This window comes from Nostocoides sp. (assembly GCF_037045025.1).
In the GTDB taxonomy this organism is placed as follows: Bacteria; Actinomycetota; Actinomycetes; order Actinomycetales; family Dermatophilaceae; genus Nostocoides_A.
In genome coordinates this window covers 167809-183747 of sequence record NZ_JBAOHM010000009.1, presented here as the reverse complement: position 1 = coordinate 183747, position 15939 = coordinate 167809, and the positions used below count along the sequence as shown (strand labels likewise).

Below are 15939 nucleotides of genomic sequence, written 5' to 3'. Positions count from 1 at the left end.
GGGGTGACTAGGTTTGCGCCACCTTGGCCCGCCAGGCCTGCGCGATGAGTGTGGCGGCGGTCTCGGCCGGCATTGTCGAGGTGTTGACGACCAGGTCATATTCCGCAGGGTCATTTGGGTCCCAGGCATAGAAGCGCTGGGTCATGTCGGCCCGGACCCGGTCTTCGTTCTTTTGACGCCGCTCCGCCGTGGGCTCGTCGATTCCGTCATTTGTCATCGCCCGCTTGATGCGGTCGCCCAACTTCCCGACAAGGCGCACATGCAGGGCGTCGGGCGTCTGGCGCAAGATGGCGGTGGCATTGCGCCCAAGCACGACGACGCCGTCTTTGGCCGCTTGCACGACGTGGATGTGGTTCTGCTCGAGATTCTCGTTGTCCTGCTCTTGACCGATGGCTGTCGAGCGCGCACCTTCGGGGTGCGGATTGAAGCGCCCCATCGACGACAGGAATCGGCCGATGGTGCCGTCTTCGTAGGCCTTGGTCTCCCCGGCCTCGATCGCCTCGGAGCTGAACCGTTGGCCGAGCCACTCGACGCCCAGGTCTGCGGCGACGATCGGACCGATCTGCTCGGCCCCACAGCCGTAGTCCTCGAAGATCGTGACGACGGCAGGAGGTGTCTTGCTGGTCATGGGATTCCTTTCGTCCGCTCGATCAGTGGGCGGCGGCGCTCGGTTCGGCGCCGACGGATTCGTCCGCCTTGCGGGCGCGCAACTCACTAACGATCTCGCGGAACCTGTCGTCGGTGAGCGGGTAGAACCAGAAGATGGCCACGCCGACGAGAGCAAAGACCGCCGGACCAAGGCCGATGACGGCCTTGATCGCGGTTAACGCCGAGTCCGGTTGTGACTCCGCCTTGGGCACGAACGCGCCGGCCGCGAGGGCGAAGCCGACCAGAGAGGCCGAGAGCGCCTGCGACATCTTGCGGAAGAAGGAGTAGATGGCGTAGGTCGCGCCCTCGGTGCGTTGGCCCGTCTTGTATTCGCCGTATTCGACAGCATCGGCTTCAAAGGCGAACAGCAGGGACATCGCCATGCTCTGGGCCAGCCCGAACAGGAAGAACGAGGCGAGGACCACCGGCAGCTCGATCGGCATGAAGAACAGCCAGAAGCCGACGACGATCATCAGCAGCGAGGCGACGATGAAAGTCTGCTTCTTGCCGACGCGCGAAACCATCTTTGGCACGATGGGGACGGCCACGAAGGTGGCCAGCGAGCTGGCCAGGATGAGATAGATCATCTTCGTGGAATCGCCGAGAATGTAGAGCGCGTAGTATGCCTGGGCGCCCTGTACGGCGAAGATGCCGATGAGATAGATGAAGTTCGACACACACAGGACCTGCAGGGGTTTGTTGACGACGAACGCCCGGCCGGTCTCCTTGAGCGTCACCGGCTTGCCTTCGTGGGGGATCTGCTCCTTGCAGGTGAAGAAGGTGACCATATAGAGGAGGAAGCCCACGGCCACGAAGATCAGCGTCGTCTGCGTCAGGAAGGACTGCAGCCGCTCCGGGTCCTTCTTGTAGGCGCTGATCTTGGGAGAAATGACCAACACCAGCAAGAGAATGCCGAAAACCGGGCCCATGCTGCGCCATACGCCAAGGCGCGAGCGCTCGACCGGGTCTTGGGTCATCGACGTCGCGAGCGAGCCGTAGGGGATGTTCACCAGTGAATACAGCGTGCCGAGGAGCAGATATGAGGCGTACATGTAGATGTACTCCTTGGTTTGGTCGCCGCCGAACTTCGGCATGCTGAACAGCGCGACGCTGGAGAGCAGCAGCGGCAACGAGACGAAGAGGATCCATGGGCGGAACTTGCCCCATCGCGATCGAGTGAGGTCGACCATGCGTCCCGCGGTCAAATCGGCGAATGCGTCCCAGAAGCGGACGATGAGGAACATCGTCGCAACGGGGGCGGGGTTGAGTCCGACGACGTTCGTGTAGTAGATCATAAGAAAGAGCGCCTGCATGGAAAAGGCCATATTGTTGGCCAAGTCCCCGGCGCCATAGCCGAGGTAGTTCTTCCAGGTCAGCGGCTTCATTGCCGACTCCTTCCCGCGGATTGATTACCGGTCGCCACTGTGCCAGTGGATCCGGTTGGCCGCCACCCGTTCACGTCGCGCCCACATGGAATGCGCAGCGTCCGCAAGCATGGCCCGGCGGCGGTGACCATGGCGACTCCGTGACATGAGGGACAACTGAGGCCAAGGTATCGCCTGTGACTACTGAGGCGCACCCCTCAACGGCATCGATCTGGTCACGGCCGCCTCGGTCACTGACCTGCGCTCACCGGGGTGTGCCGACCGCGCGGATCACGACCTGCCGTAAAGATGGCGCAGAACAGCCACGGTGAACGCTGGGACGCTCGACTTGTGGGTCTCGCCGGGCAGCAGTTGGTCATCCCATTGGCGCCGCCGGGAGCCGGCATAGGGCCGGGCGTCGGGGGTGACCGAGGAAGTGGCCGTGCCACCACTCGCGCCCGTCACTCGGGGTGAGGTCGCGCGTGCGTTCGGGCATGGACGAGACCATGTCGACCACGTCCGGGTAGCCGACGCCGACCACGGCGACGGGCGAGATGTCGTGGTACATCCGCAGGAAGCGCACCGTCGACGAGACGAGCGGGAAGGTCGTCGTCCCGTCGAGCACGAGCACGACCGGTGGCGGCGCCTCGGCGTCGTGCGGGAGGTCGACGTCGATGACGAACTCCTGACCGATCGCGTCACTGGGGAGCCGCGGGTTTTCACTCCACTCCACCGCGATGCGCTCGTCGTGGCCGACCTCGGCCAGCCGGACCTCGAGCAGCTGCGGCTCGGGGGTGCCGAGCACGAGCTCGCGCAGCCGCACCCCGCTGTCGGGCAGCAGCCCCGCCGGCGGCGGGGTCAGCCATTCGATCAGACTCGGGCCACGCCACCCATCGGCAACTCGCCGGGCGCGGTCAGCACCGTGCGCCAGCGGTTGTCGCCGCGGCTGAGCTCGGTGGCCTCGGGCCCGTCGAGCCCGGTGACGCGCAGGATCCAGTGGAGCAGATAGGGGGAGCGCCGCAGCTGCCGTTCGACGTCGGGCGACTCCAACCCGAGCGGGTAGACCGCGCACGGTTTGGGCACGGCCCGGTTGACGGCGAGAAGTTCGACGTATTCCTCGCCGCCGAGCGACAGCAGCAGGTTGTGGGTGCCGAACATGGCGTGTTCGCCGCCGGGCTGCAGGCGCACCCCGAGCATGTCTTCCAGCCAGGCCCGCCCCGAATCCAGGTCGCGAGCGGCGACGACGAGGTGATCGATGCGGGCGCTCATCAGTGCGCCACCTCGTCGTGGGCGGCCAACTCGCGCGGTTCGATCTGGAAGGTGGAGTGCTCGACGTCGAAGTGCCCGCTCAGGCACTCCTGGACGGCGATCAGGATGTCGGCGGCGTGGCCGGAGCGGAAGCACTCGTCCTCGACGGCGATGTGCACCGACACGGCGGGGAGGGAGTCGGTCAGCCGCCAGACGTGTAGGTCGTGGACACCGATGACGTGGTGAACCTCGAGGAGGTGGTCGCGGATCTCGTCGAGGTTGACGTCGGCCGGGGCCGCCTCGAGAAGGATCCACCCCGACTCCCGAATCAGCCCCCACCCGGACCGGAGCATCAGCGCACAGACGACGAGGGAGGCGATCGCATCGGCCTGCATCCAGCCGGTCAGGAGGATGACCGCACCGGCGATGGCGGTGCCGATGAAGGCGAACAGGTCGGTGAGGATGTGCTGATAGGCGCCTTCGACGTTGAGGCTGGTGCGGTTGGCGCGGGACATCAACCAGGTGGCGACGAGGTTGACCGCAACGCCGAAGAGGGCGACGGTCAGCACGGCGCCGCCACCGACCGCAGGCGGCTCCAGGAGCCGGTGGACGGCCTCCAAGCCCAGCAGGCCTCCCACGACCAGGAGGGTGGCGCCATTGCCGGCGGCCGAGAGAATCTCGGCGCGCTTCCAACCGAAGGTCATCCGGCCACCCGCCGGGCGGGCGGCGATCCGCATCGCGAAGAGCGCAGCCGCGATGGCGGCGATATCGGAGAGCATGTGGGCGGCATCGGTCAACAGCGCGAGCGAGTTGGTCACGAGGGCCGCCACGGCCTCGCCCGCCGTGAACGCGCTCAGCAGCGCCACCGCCCCCCACAGGTAGGGCCTGCTCGCGTCGGCCGAGATGGCGTGGGAGTGGACGTGGCTGCCGGAGTGGGCGTGACCCCCGTGGCCGTGCTCGTGCGCCGCGACGGACGCCAGGTCGTGGCCGCCCGCCGCCCGCCGCCCGGGTCCGCCGACACCTGCCGAGGAGGCAGGTGACTCGGCGCAGCCCGCGCTCATCCTCGCTCCTCGCGGTCCGCGTGCGGCGACGTGGCCCCCGCGATGGTGCTCTCGTGGGTGGGGCAGAGGGTGACCGAATCTCCGGTGGCCTCGAGCAACAGCTCGGCCGACCGCAGCAGCGCCAGCAGCTCCGGCACCGCCAGCGACCACATCGACGCGCGGCCCTTGGGCCGTGAGACGACCAAGCCACAGTCGCGCAGGCAGGCGAGATGGGCCGAGACGGTGGACTGGGCCAGGCCGAGGTGATCGGTCAGGTCGACGACGCGATGCTCGCCCAGCGAGAGGTGCTGGAGGATCGTCAGCCTGGTCTCGTCGCCGAGGCTCTTGAAGAGGCACGCGGCCGGCCCGAGGGCATGCAATTCGGCCGTGGATTCCAGGTCGTCCAGGGCCGGAGCCGGGCTGTCGTCAGAATTTCTATCGTCAGAAGGCGTTGGCATCGTCATATGACGATGTTAGCGTGTGATCGCGCTAACACCCAAATCACCCGGGGAGGTCCCCATCGTGACCGCCACCACACCCGTCGACGAACACTCCTCGGGGCAACCCACGTCAGCCGGTGTCTCGTCGTTCGGCGGCCACCCGAAGGCCCTGATCCCGATCATCAGCGTCGCCCTGTGGGACTTCGTCTCGTTCTGGGGGATGCAGTCGATCCTGATGATGTACATGCTCACCCCCGAGGACAAGGGTGGGCTCGGCCTGGCCCAGGCGTCGGGGATGGGCATCATAGGCTCCTATGTGGGGCTCGGCTTCCTCGTCACGATCCTCGGCGGCTGGGTACAGCTTCCACGCCGGCTTCGTCGTGGCCGCCATCGGCATGGCGATCGGGCTGCTCGTCTACGTCCCGTTGCGCGGCCTGGTGCGCACCGCGCAGACCAGCTCGCCCAAGGACCCGATCCCGACCGCGCAGCTGTGGCAGCCGGCGCTCGTTCTCGCCGCCTTCATCGCCTTCGTGGCGATCGCGTGGACCCAGCACTGGATCATCCCGGCCAATATGGCCCGGTGGGTTGCCGGCGTCGCCGCCCTGTGCTACTTCGCCGTCATCTTGACCAGCCGCCACGCCGAGCCCCACGAGCGGCGCCGGATGACGGCATACATCCCGATGTGGCTGTGCAGCGTGCTCTTCTGGTCGATGTTCATGCAGATCTTCAGCGTGCTCCCCGTGCTCATGCAAAGCGGTCGCATCGACTTCGGCGATTTCCCGCTGGTCGACTTCAAGCCGCCGTGGGTGTTCTCGATCAACCCGGTGTGGGTGATGGCCCTCGCACTCGTCTTCGCCGCGGTGTGGAACGCCCTGGGGGATCGAGCCCCGGCCGCGCCGGTGAAGTTCGCCATCGGCCTGACCGCCATCGGCGTCGCCTTCCTGCTCTTCGTCGTCACCATCGGCAAGGCCTCCGCGACGATCGGCCTTTATGCGCTCATCGGTGTCCTCGGGCTCTTCTCACTCGGCGAGGTCAATCAACACCCAGACCGTGGCGCTGCTCTTCCTCTCCCCGGCGATCGGCTCGGCCCTGGCCGCCGTGATCGGCGAGCACTACACGCCGGAGAGTGCCACCGGCTACTTCGCCACCCTCGGCGTGGCCGCGCTCGCTTGCGGTGTCCTCCTGTTGGCACTGAGCCGCCCCCTGACCAAGATGATGGGTGGGGTCCGCCGACCTGGTGTCCAACTGACCCATGCGTCCGGGATTGAGAATTGGCACATGACACACGACCGGCACCGCGGGGACCGGGGCACAGCGCCGCCGGCAATTGGGTCGCAGAGCCCAGCTACTGGCGGGGGCCTCGGTCGCCTACAACGTGGTCGAGGCGGTCGTCGCCATCAGCGCCGGCCTGGTGGCGGGCTCGATCGCGCTCGTCGGCTTCGGTCTCGACTCGATCGTCGAGGTCAGCAGCGGGCTGATCATTCTCTGGCAGTTCCGCCACCCGCTGCCCGAGTCCCGGGAGCGCACGGCATTGCGCCTGATGGCACTCTCGTTCTTCGCGCTCGCGGCCTATGTCACCGTCGAGTCCGTCCGGACCCTCGCCGGCGGCCACGACCCCGAGCACTCCCCGGTCGGGATCGCGTTGGCCTGCCTGTCGCTGGTGATCATGCCGCTGTTGTCGCGGGCCCAGCGACGCACCGGCCAGGAGCTTGCCTCCACCGCCGTCGTCGCCGACTCCACCCAGACCCAGCTGTGCGCCTGGTTGTCCGCCGCCCTGCTCGTCGGCCTGCTCCTCAACTCCACCCTCGGCTGGGGCTGGGCCGACCCGCTCGCCGGCCTGGTGATCGCCGCCGTGGCTGCCCGCGAAGGCCGCCAGGCCTGGCGGGGGGCTGCTGCGGACCGGGCGTCGAGCCGAGCGCGGACGCCGGCTCCTGCTGCGCGCGAGATTGCTGCGAGTGATCTCACCTGGTCCCCACCGACCAGTCCTCGGCGTGGGCGATGTTCTCAGGAGGCTTGCGCGAGGGCCTGGGCGAGCAGGTTGAGTCGCATTGTCGTCCTCGCGCCGAGGGTGCGGTCCACGAGACGGCGCCGCCCTAGGGCTCACCCCGGGCGGGAGCCCAAAGGCGGCCGTCGTCAGGACGAGACGGTCAGCTCGTCGGCGTCGGCGGCCTTGTCGACGGTGACGGTGTCGCCGTCGCGAACCTTCCCACCGAGGACTGCCTTGGCCAGACGGTCGCCGATCTCCCGCTGGACCAGCCGCCGAAGCGGACGGGCGCCGTATGCCGGGTCGTAGCCGGTCATCGCGAGCCACTCCTTGGCGGCGTCGGTCACCTCAAGGGTGATTCGCCGGTCGTGCAGGCGCGTGGCCAACTGGCGCACCTGCAACTCGACGATGTGCGACAGTTCGTCGGTGCTCAGGGCGTCGAACAGCACGACGTCATCGAGTCGGTTGAGGAACTCGGGCTTGAAGGCGACGCGCACGGCCGCCATGACCGCGTCCTTTTTGGCCTGGTCGGACATCGTCGGATCGATGAGAAACTGGCTGCCGAGGTTGGAAGTCATCACCAGGATGACGTTGCGGAAGTCGACAGTCCGCCCCTGCCCGTCGGTCAGGCGTCCATCGTCGAGGACCTGGAGCAGGATGTCGAAGGTCTCCGGGTGGGCCTTCTCGACCTCGTCGAGCAGCACGACACTGTATGGCCGCCGGCGCACCGCCTCGGTGAGCTGGCCGCCCTCGTCGTAGCCGACATACCCGGGCGGGGCACCGATCAGCCGCGCCACCGCGTGCCGCTCCGAATACTCCGACATGTCGATGCGCACCATCGCGCGTTCGTCGTCGAAGAGGAAGTCGGCGAGCGACTTGGCCAGCTCGGTCTTGCCGACACCGGTCGGGCCAAGGAAGAGAAAGGAGCCCGTGGGGCGGTTGGGATCGGAAAGGCCGGCGCGGGAGCGCCGGACGGCATCGGAGACGACCTCGACGGCGCTCTTTTGGCCGATCAGCCGGGCGCCGATGATCGACTCCATCGAGAGCAGCTTCTCGGTCTCGCCCTGGAGCAGCCGCCCGGCCGGGATGCCGGTCCACGCGGAGATGACCTCGGCGATGTCGTCGGGACCGACGCGCTCCTTGACCATCAGGTCGGTCGTTCCCTTGACGATCTCGTCCTCGTTGGCCTTGGCGAGTTGCTTCTCCAGGGCGGGAATATCGCCATACATCAGCTTGGAGGCCGCCTCGTAGTTGCCATCTCGCTGCAGCCGCTCGGCCTGGGTGCGCAGCTCGTCGAGCTGGGCCTTGAGGTCACCGATCGTGTTCAGGCCGGACTTCTCCGCCTGCCAGCGCGCGTTGAGGGCGGCGAGTTCCTCGGACTTGTCGGCGAGGTCCTTGCGCAGCTTGGCCAGCCGCTCCTTGGACGCGTCGTCGGTCTCCTTGGCCAGGTGCAGCTCCTCCATCTTCATCCGGTCGACGGAACGCTGCAGCTGGTCGATCTCGACCGGGCTGGAGTCGATCTCCATCCGCAGCCGGGAGGCGGCCTCGTCGACGAGGTCGATCGCCTTGTCCGGCAACTGCCGCCCAGAGATGTAACGGTCGGACAGCGACGCGGCGGCGACCAGCGCGGAGTCCTCGATCTCGACCTTGTGGTGCGCCTCGTAGCGCTCCTTCAGGCCGCGCAGGATCGCGATCGTGTCCTCGACACTCGGCTCGCCGACGAAGACCTGCTGGAAGCGGCGCTCGAGGGCGGGGTCCTTCTCGATGTGCTTGCGGTACTCATCGAGCGTGGTGGCACCGACGAGGCGCAACTCGCCGCGGGCGAGCATCGGCTTGAGCATGTTGCCGGCGTCCATTGCTCCCTCACCGGTGGCGCCGGCGCCGACGACGGTGTGCAGCTCGTCGATGAAGGTGATGATCTGGCCGTTGCTGGCCTTGATCTCTTCGAGGACGGCCTTGAGCCGCTCCTCGAACTCGCCGCGGTATTTCGCGCCGGCGACCATCGCGCCGAGGTCGAGGGAGACGAGTCGCTTGTCCCGCAACGATTCCGGGACATCGCCGTCGACGATGCGTTGGGCCAGGCCCTCGACGACGGCGGTCTTGCCGACGCCGGGCTCGCCGATAAGGACGGGGTTGTTCTTGGTCCGGCGCGAGAGCACCTGGACGACCCGGCGGATCTCGATGTCGCGGCCGATGACCGGGTCGAGCTTGCCGTCGCGGGCGGCCTTGGTCAGGTCGGTCGAGTATTTGTCCAGGGCCTCGGAGGTGGCCTCCGGGTTCTCGGCGGTGACCTTCTGCCCGGCGCGCAGGTGCTCGATCTGCGCCTCGACGGCCTGGGCGTCGACGTTTTTGATTGCGCCCTTCTCGATGAGGGCGAGCATCAGGGTATCGGCCGCGAGGAAGCTGTCGCCCCAGGCGTTCATCAGCGTGGTGGCGTGCTGCAGGATCGGCATGACCGCCTGGCCGAAGCCGGGGGTGGCGCCACCGCTGACATGTGGCAGGCGCGCCAGTTCGGCGCGCGCGGCGGAAGCAACCGCCTCCGGGCTGCTGCCACCGGCGGCAAGTAGGGCGGGCACCGTGGTCTCGGGGACCTCGACGATGGCCAGGGCCAGGTGGGCTGGAGTGATTTCGGGGTTGCCGGCCGCCTGCGCCGAGCGCTGCGCCACGGCGAGGATCTCGGCAACCTTGGTGGTCGGCTTGAGTTCCATAAGAGGCATGACTCCTTGGTCAGGTTGAGGGGTAATCCTCAGGGACAACCGCGCAAAAGTTGAGTGTATTCCACTCAACTTCAATCGTGAGCGGCGCGGCCTGCTTTCCTCGTGGCCGAGCGCGACCCCTCAGCTGCCTGCTCGGCTTCCGCGCCTAGAGTGAGCGTGGTGCGCGCGCTTAACAGCCCACCCGACCTCGCCAGGCCCGTCGTGCTCTATGTGACCAAGGGGCTCGTTGACGTGGCCGAGGCGGAGCTTCGCGAGATCGTCCCGCAGGTGGGGCTCCGCCAGCGCGAGGAGCGGTTCCTGGTCGCCGACCTGACTCCCAGTGAGATCGAGAGGGTCGGCGCGCTAGCGCGGGTGGTCGATGACATCCGCATCCTGGTGGCGGGCCCGTCGACGGTCCGCGACGAGGACGGGCTCGAGGCACTGTGCGCGTCCGCCGAGAAGGAGATCGGGGCGTCCGTGACCGGCGCCGACGATTCGGCGCCGTGGTCGGTCACCTTGTCAACTCGCAACCCGGCGTGGCGATGCAAGCCCCGTTGGGATCCCAAGCCGATCCTGGCCCGCACCTTGCACGATGCCGACCCGGACTCGACGCAGCGGCAGCCGGTCGATGTGCGCATCCAGCTCGACGGCGAGGGGGGCCACGCGTCGGTGAACATCTGGTCCCGCCCCCTCGGCAAGCAGGATCGCGACATCACCGCAGCCTGGCGCGGGGCACTTCACCCGACGGTCGCGGCTGCCTTGGTCCGGCTGGCCGTGGATCTGGGCGGCCCCAACGCCCTCTATGGCCCGTTCTGCGGCAGCGGCACCATCGTTGGCGAGGCCGCCCGGAGCGGCCTGCCTGTGTATGCCTCGGACCGCTCTGCAGACGCCGTCTGCCGCACCCGTGAACGCCTAACCCACGCCGGCCTTCCTGCAGACGAACTATCGCACCGGGTGTTCGTTCGCGACGTGTACTCCGGGCCCGACCCGCGCGTCGACGCCCGGCTGCTGGTAGCCAACCCGCCATGGGGCAAGCAGGTGCGGGTGAGCGACCGGGGCGCCCTGTTCGAAGCCCTGGCTCAGCTGGTCGCGCACACCCTGCGGTCCGGCGGTGCGGCTGTGCTGCTCACCACGCACGAGGAGCAGTTGATGGAGCGGCTGCGGCGGCACGGGCTCAAACCCACATCGCGGCCCGTTGGGCTACTCGGCCAGACCCCGGCCATCGTGTCGTGCACTGGGCGATACGGCGTTGGGCGACCAATTGCCTAGCTAGTCAGCCGAATTGCCCCGGTGCGCGGCCACGGCCGGCGGGGCCGGCGAATGCCTGGGCGATCGCGATCCAGGCGAGCGCGGCAGGTCCATGGACGTGCAGGCTCGTATCGTCCACGTGGCGGCGCTGGGTCACGACGAGACAGAAGTCGAGGGCCGTTCCGCTGACGACGTCGGCGGCGATCGGATCGCCCCACTCCCAGTCGGGGCCCTCTGCTGGCGGGGTCAGGGCAACCCGGATCGGGGCCGAAGGCGGATCGTGCCCGTGAGTGCGGAAGCTGTTGGGCGTCGCGAGCACCCCGATCCGGGCAATGTGGCGCAGCCGGTCGGTGGGTGTGCGGATGACGCCAAGGGCATCGGCTACGTCCTGCCCGTGTGCCCAGGTCTCCATGATCCGCGCGGTGAGCTTGGACGGCAGGCTCATCGCCGGCCCGAACCACGGCACGCGCTCCCCATGCGGCGCTGCCAGCGCGGCGGCGATCAGCCCATCCTGCTCCTCGCGCCACCACTGCAGCATCTGCGCGGACGTGCGGCGCGCGTTGGCGGGGCCGATGCCGTCGACATAGGACTGCAGGTCGGTGACCGCGTCGCGCTCGGCAAGGAACCCCTCGGGCTCGGCCAGGGCGAGCCGAGTGACCCCGTCGAAGTGGGCGAGGTGTGCCACCTGATCGTGGATTGTCCACCCGGGAGCGGGGGTTGGTCGCATCCAGTCCTGCTCGGGGAGCGGTTCGAGCAGCGCGCGCAGGTCGTCGGCCTCGGCCCGCAAGTCGACGCACAGACCGGCGACGACCGGATCCGCCCCCGAAGCTGCCCCGCTCCCGCGGTCGACGCTCATCGCGCCTCCCAGACCGGCGGCCGCTTCTCGGTGAACGCGCGCATCCCCTCCTGGGCATCCCGGCTGAGATAGACCGGGCGCCAAATGTCCTCGGCCACATCGAACGCCGCAGTGCGGCCGTGGTCGGCGACGGCATACACCATCTGCTTGGCCGCACGCACCGACAGCGGGGCATTGCCGGCAATCGTCTCGGCGAGTTCACTCGATCGCTCGGCCAGCCGATCTGCCGGGACCACCTCGTTGACCAGGCCGACCTCGCAGGCGCGGGTCGCGGACAGCGGCTCGCCGGTGAGCAACAGCTGCAACGCAATTCGCGGCGGGATCAGCCACGGCAGCGGCGCAGCCCAGGGGGCGCCACGGCCGATCCGGATCTCGGAAATGCCGAAGTTCGCGTTCGCCGCGGCGATGACGAGGTCGGCCGACTGGGCGAGCAGAAACCCCCCGCCGAAGGCGCCACCGTTGACCGCGGCAATCACCGGCTTGCTCAGCGAAACCGTCCGATTGGGTTGGGGGACATAGTCGGGCGGGGGGACCGTGAGCTGCTCCGCGGTCATCTCCTTCAGGTCCCCGCCGGCGCAAAAGACCCGATCCCCCGCACCGGTCAGCACGACGACGTGGACCTGCGGGTCCTGCTCGGCGCTCTCGAAGGCCGCCTTCAGCCCCTCGCGCACCGCCCGGTTCAACGCGTTGCGGGCCTCGGGCCGGTTGATCGTCACCCAGGCGACCGGCCCCCGTAGCTCATAGAGCACCTCATCAGCCATCGGTGACCTCCTCGCCTCTCTGGTCCTCGCCGGCGTCCTCGTCGTGCAGGATGACTAGCACCGCGCCGGTGTCAACGCCGGCGCCCTCGCGCACCGGGACCTCGGCGACGACGCCGTCGGCCGGCGCCCGGATCGTGTGCTCCATCTTCATCGCCTCGAGGACGACGAGCGCCTGCCCCCTGGTGACGTGCTCTCCCGCAGCCACATTCAGACGGATGACCGTGCCCGGCATCGGGGCAAAGAGCGAGCCCTCGTCGGCATTGTCCTCGGCGCTCGGGAAGCGCGGCACCTCGCGGAGGGTCACCGTACCCGCTGGCCCGCAGACGAGGACGAGGGCATGCTCGGGGCCGTGCGCAGATTCTTGGCGCGCCACGGCATAGCGCCGACGGACGCCGGAGATCGTGACATCGACCGCGTGCGCGGACGCCGCATGCACCTGCACCTCGACCTGCTCACCGGCCACGGTGACCGCATGGCCGCGGCCAAGGACATAGTCGACCCACACCGACTCGCCGGCGGGGACGGTCTGGAACTCGCGCGATTGCGGCTGGGAGGGGTTGTTGCGGAAGCCGGACGGGATGGTGCTCAGGACCGGTGCAACTGACCGCCCGGCAGCCGCGGTTGCCAGTGCGGCCACGATCGCCTCGGCCCGGATATCGGCACTCGTCTGCTGCCCGACAAGGGCCGCGACGTCGACCCGGTCGAGGTATTGCGTGTCGATCTCGCCGTGGAGGAACGGCTCACCTGACAGGATCGCGACGAGCAGGTCCCGGTTGGTCGTCAGCCCGAGAATGCGCGCGCGCCGCAAGGCTCGGGCGAGCAGGGCGGCCGCGGCCTCCCGGGTCTCGGCGTGGGCGATCACCTTGGCGAGCATCGGGTCGTAGCTCGTCGAGACGGTGTCGCCGGCCTCGAACCCCGAGTCGACGCGGACGCCCTCGGCCCCACCGGTTTCCGCCGTTGCGATCTCGAAGGCGGCGAGCGTGCCGGTAGTCGGGAGAAAGCCGGCGGCGGGATCCTCGGCATACAGCCGCGCCTCGATGGCGTGGCCCCGCATGGTGAGCGTGCGGCTAGACTCGGGCAACGCAAGCCCGGCTGCGGCCTCGATTTGCAGCTTGACGAGATCGAGGCCGGTGACCATTTCGGTGACCGGGTGCTCGACCTGCAGGCGGGTGTTGACCTCGAGAAAGAAGAAGCGGCCGTCGGGGCCGAGGAGGAACTCCACCGTCCCGGCCCCGACATAGCCCAACGCCTCGCCGGCGGCGACGGCGGCCGCCCCCATCGCCGCCCGCAGCTGCGGAGTGACTGCGGGAGAGGGTGATTCCTCGATCACCTTTTGGTGGCGACGCTGCAGAGAGCAATCGCGCTCCCCGAGGTGGACGACCGTCCCGTGCGTGTCGCCGACGATCTGGATCTCGACGTGCCGCGGACGCTCGACATAGTGCTCCAGGAAGACGGTGGGGTCGCCAAACGCGGATTGCGCCTCTCGCCGTGCCGATTCCACCGCCTCGGACAGCGCCGAGGGCTCGGTGACGACGCGCATGCCACGTCCGCCGCCGCCGGCCGACGCCTTGACGAGGACCGGCCAGCCCAGCTCACCCGCTCGGGCGGCCAGATTCCCCGCGTTGTCGTCCCCGTCCTGGAGGGTCAGGCCGGGCAGCACCGGCACCCCGGCCTCCTCCATCAGGGCGCGCGCCTGAACCTTGGAGCCCATCAGCTCGATCGCCCGTGGGCTCGGACCAATGAAAATGATGCCGGCATCGGCGCACGCGCTGGCAAATCCGGCGTTCTCGGACAGGAAGCCGTAGCCGGGGTGGATGGCATCGGCCCCGGTACGCCGGGCCGCATGGAGGATCAGGTCGACCCCCAAATAGGAGTCGGCCGGCTTATCACCGCCCAGGGCGACGGCCTCGTCGGCCTCGCGGACGAACGGCGCGTCGGCGTCGGTGTCGGAATAGACCGCCACCGTGTCAATGCCCATCGCCCGGCAGGTGCGCATCACCCGGCGCGCGATCTCGCCACGGTTGGCGATCAGGACCTTGCGGATCATCACGGGCCTCACATCCGGAAGACGCCGAACCCGCGGGTTCCGGCGATCGTTGTCGAGTGGCACATGGACAACGCCATGCCGAGAACGGAACGGGTGTCGCGCGGGTCGATGATGCCGTCGTCATATCCCTGGCCGCTCATGAACAGCGCCAGCGATTCCGACTCGATGCGCTCCTCCAGCACGGCCCGCCGGCGCGCGTCGGCCTCCTCGTCGAAGGGTTTGCCGGCGGCCTCCGCGGCCTGCCGGGCGACGATCGACAGCACGCCCGCGAGTTGTTCGGGGCCCATCACCGCCGACTTCGAGCCCGGCCAGATGAACAACAGCCGTGGGTCGTATGACCGCCCCGACATCCCGTAGTTGCCGGCGCCGTAGGACGCGGCGAGGTGGATCGTGATGTGCGGGACCTTGCTGTTGGTCACCGCATTGATCATCTTGGCGCCATCCTTGATGATGCCCGCCTGCTCGTAGCTCGCGCCGACCATGAAGCCGGTCGTGTTCTGCAAGAAGATCAACGGGGTGTCGGTCTGGTTGCACAACATGATGAACTCGGCGCCCTTCTTGGCCTCCTCGTTGAAGAGGATGCCGCGGGCGTTGGCGACAATCCCCACCGGGTAGCCGTGGATCGAGGCCCAGCCGGTCACCAGCGCGGTGCCATATAGCGGCTTGTATTCCTCGAAGCGGGACCCGTCGACCACTCGGGCGATGACCTCTCGCGGGTCGAAGGGGACCTTGATGTCGGTCGGTGTGATCGACAGCAAATCCTCTGCGGGATAGAGCGGTTCGTCGGGGGCCGCAGTCGGCCCGGGACCGAGTTTGCGCCAGTTGAGGTGCGCGACGATCTCCCGGCCGATCGCGATGCATTCGTGCTCGTCCCGGGCGAGGTAGTCGGCGAGCCCGGACGTTCGCGCGTGCATGTCGGCGCCGCCGAGACTCTCGTCGTCGGAGTCCTCCCCAGTCGCCATTTTGACCAGTGGCGGACCGCCGAGGAAGACCTTGGCGCGCTTTTGCACCATGACGGCGTAGTCGCACATTCCGGGGACGTAGGCGCCGCCGGCGGTGGAGTTGCCGAAGACGAGCGCGATCGTCGGTATGCCGGCCGCGGACAAGGCGGTCAGGTCGTGGAAGAGCCGGCCCGCGGGAATGAACAGCTCAACCTGACGCTCCAGGTCACCACCGCCGGACTCGACGAGGTTGATCACCGGCAGGCGGTTCTCCATCGCGATGTGGGTGGCGCGCAACACCTTCCGCCAGGTGTAGGGGTTGGAAGCGCCACCGCGGACGGTCGGGTCATGAGCGATCAGCATGCATTCGACGCCGCTGACGACGCCGATTCCGGTGACCACGCTGGCACCAACGTGGTAGTCGGTGCCCCAGCCGGCGACGCTCGACAGTTCCAGGAATGGGGCGTCGCGGTCGAGAAGCAGCTCGATCCGCTCACGCGCCAACAACTTCCCGCGCTTGCGGTGCCGCGCGACATACTTCTCGCCGCCGCCGCCGACGGAAAGTGCCTGCTGCGCCTCGACCAACTCCAACAACGCGAGGTTGCCCTCGCGATTAGCCCGGGCTTCCGCAGTGGTCGGGTCGAAGCTCGACCGAATGACTTTCAC

The 15939-nt window shown here is 68.3% G+C and carries 13 protein-coding genes and 1 pseudogene; 3 read left to right on the top strand and 11 right to left on the bottom strand.

Going from position 1 to position 15939, the window contains the following annotated elements; genetic code table 11:
• Positions 1-7 precede the first annotated feature (7 nt).
• From V9G19_RS09930 to V9G19_RS09905, 6 genes are all read right to left on the bottom strand, one after another.
• Positions 8-628 (bottom strand): cytidylate kinase-like family protein, encoded by a 621-nt coding sequence (locus tag V9G19_RS09930; RefSeq protein WP_462285310.1) that lies wholly within the window; start codon positions 626-628, stop codon positions 8-10.
• Positions 629-650: 22 nt separating this feature from the next.
• On the bottom strand, positions 651-2033 hold the full coding sequence (locus V9G19_RS09925) for a glycoside-pentoside-hexuronide (GPH):cation symporter (RefSeq protein ID WP_462285309.1): 1383 nt from the start codon (positions 2031-2033) through the stop codon (positions 651-653).
• Positions 2034-2388: 355 nt separating this feature from the next.
• A complete protein-coding gene (locus tag V9G19_RS09920) occupies positions 2389-2835 on the bottom strand; it encodes an alpha/beta hydrolase-fold protein (protein WP_462285308.1) in 447 nt (148 codons plus the stop codon).
• 47 nt (positions 2836-2882) lie between these two features.
• Complete coding sequence (locus V9G19_RS09915; RefSeq protein ID WP_462285307.1) at positions 2883-3281, bottom strand: VOC family protein; 399 nt, start codon at positions 3279-3281, stop codon at positions 2883-2885.
• Positions 3281-4321, bottom strand: a complete 1041-nt coding sequence (locus tag V9G19_RS09910) for a cation diffusion facilitator family transporter (RefSeq protein ID WP_462285306.1) — start codon at positions 4319-4321, stop codon at positions 3281-3283. Before V9G19_RS09910 ends, V9G19_RS09915 begins: the two co-directional genes overlap by 1 nt.
• The gene (locus tag V9G19_RS09905; protein WP_462285449.1) at positions 4318-4758 is read right to left on the bottom strand and encodes an ArsR/SmtB family transcription factor; all 441 of its coding nucleotides are present in this window, start codon (positions 4756-4758) and stop codon (positions 4318-4320) included. The genes V9G19_RS09910 and V9G19_RS09905 overlap by 4 nt, the downstream gene beginning before the upstream one ends.
• Before the next feature lie 296 nt (positions 4759-5054).
• Here V9G19_RS09905 and V9G19_RS09900 point away from each other — a divergent pair, with 296 nt between their 5' ends.
• Together V9G19_RS09900 and V9G19_RS09895 are read left to right on the top strand one after the other, a co-directional pair.
• Positions 5055-6008: a POT-type proton-dependent oligopeptide transporter gene (locus tag V9G19_RS09900; protein WP_462285305.1), complete on the top strand. Its 954-nt coding sequence runs from the start codon at positions 5055-5057 to the stop codon at positions 6006-6008.
• Positions 6009-6115: 107 nt separating this feature from the next.
• A pseudogene (locus V9G19_RS09895) lies at positions 6116-6553 on the top strand (cation transporter); the annotation flags it as partial.
• Between the two features lie 320 nt (positions 6554-6873).
• Here the strand turns inward: V9G19_RS09895 and clpB are convergent.
• On the bottom strand, positions 6874-9432 hold the full coding sequence (gene clpB / locus V9G19_RS09890) for an ATP-dependent chaperone ClpB (RefSeq protein ID WP_462285304.1): 2559 nt from the start codon (positions 9430-9432) through the stop codon (positions 6874-6876).
• Positions 9433-9600: 168 nt separating this feature from the next.
• Between clpB and V9G19_RS09885 the strand changes: the two genes are divergently transcribed.
• The gene (locus V9G19_RS09885) at positions 9601-10689 is read left to right on the top strand and encodes a TRM11 family SAM-dependent methyltransferase (protein WP_462285303.1); all 1089 of its coding nucleotides are present in this window, start codon (positions 9601-9603) and stop codon (positions 10687-10689) included.
• A 4-nt stretch (positions 10690-10693) separates the two neighbouring features.
• Here the strand turns inward: V9G19_RS09885 and V9G19_RS09880 are convergent, their stop codons facing one another.
• Genes V9G19_RS09880 through V9G19_RS09865 form a run of 4 tightly spaced genes read right to left on the bottom strand, consistent with a single transcriptional unit; the run spans position 10694 to position 15939 of the window.
• On the bottom strand, positions 10694-11524 hold the full coding sequence (locus V9G19_RS09880; protein WP_462285302.1) for a TIGR03084 family metal-binding protein: 831 nt from the start codon (positions 11522-11524) through the stop codon (positions 10694-10696).
• Entirely contained in the window at positions 11521-12285 is a 765-nt protein-coding gene (locus V9G19_RS09875; RefSeq protein WP_462285301.1) for an enoyl-CoA hydratase/isomerase family protein, read from the bottom strand. Before V9G19_RS09875 ends, V9G19_RS09880 begins: the two co-directional genes overlap by 4 nt.
• Positions 12278-14332 (bottom strand): ATP-binding protein, encoded by a 2055-nt coding sequence (locus V9G19_RS09870; protein WP_462285448.1) that lies wholly within the window; start codon positions 14330-14332, stop codon positions 12278-12280. The genes V9G19_RS09875 and V9G19_RS09870 overlap by 8 nt, the downstream gene beginning before the upstream one ends.
• An 8-nt stretch (positions 14333-14340) precedes the next feature.
• Positions 14341-15939, bottom strand: a complete 1599-nt coding sequence (locus V9G19_RS09865) for an acyl-CoA carboxylase subunit beta (RefSeq protein WP_462285300.1) — start codon at positions 15937-15939, stop codon at positions 14341-14343.

Bases quoted from the DNA above. Each gene is read 5' to 3' on its own strand.
- V9G19_RS09930 (WP_462285310.1), bottom strand. From the start codon at position 628: ATGACCAGCAAGACACCTCCTGCCGTCGTCACGATCTTCGAGGACTAC.
- V9G19_RS09870 (WP_462285448.1), bottom strand. From the start codon at position 14,332: ATGATCCGCAAGGTCCTGATCGCCAACCGTGGCGAGATCGCGCGCCGG.
- V9G19_RS09915 (WP_462285307.1), bottom strand. From the start codon at position 3,281: ATGAGCGCCCGCATCGATCACCTCGTCGTCGCCGCTCGCGACCTGGAT.
- V9G19_RS09880 (WP_462285302.1), bottom strand. From the start codon at position 11,524: ATGAGCGTCGACCGCGGGAGCGGGGCAGCTTCGGGGGCGGATCCGGTC.
- clpB (WP_462285304.1), bottom strand. From the start codon at position 9,432: ATGGAACTCAAGCCGACCACCAAGGTTGCCGAGATCCTCGCCGTGGCG.
- V9G19_RS09925 (WP_462285309.1), bottom strand. From the start codon at position 2,033: ATGAAGCCGCTGACCTGGAAGAACTACCTCGGCTATGGCGCCGGGGAC.
- V9G19_RS09910 (WP_462285306.1), bottom strand. From the start codon at position 4,321: ATGAGCGCGGGCTGCGCCGAGTCACCTGCCTCCTCGGCAGGTGTCGGC.
- V9G19_RS09875 (WP_462285301.1), bottom strand. From the start codon at position 12,285: ATGGCTGATGAGGTGCTCTATGAGCTACGGGGGCCGGTCGCCTGGGTG.
- V9G19_RS09900 (WP_462285305.1), top strand. From the start codon at position 5,055: ATGTGGGGCTCGGCTTCCTCGTCACGATCCTCGGCGGCTGGGTACAGC.
- V9G19_RS09905 (WP_462285449.1), bottom strand. From the start codon at position 4,758: ATGCCAACGCCTTCTGACGATAGAAATTCTGACGACAGCCCGGCTCCG.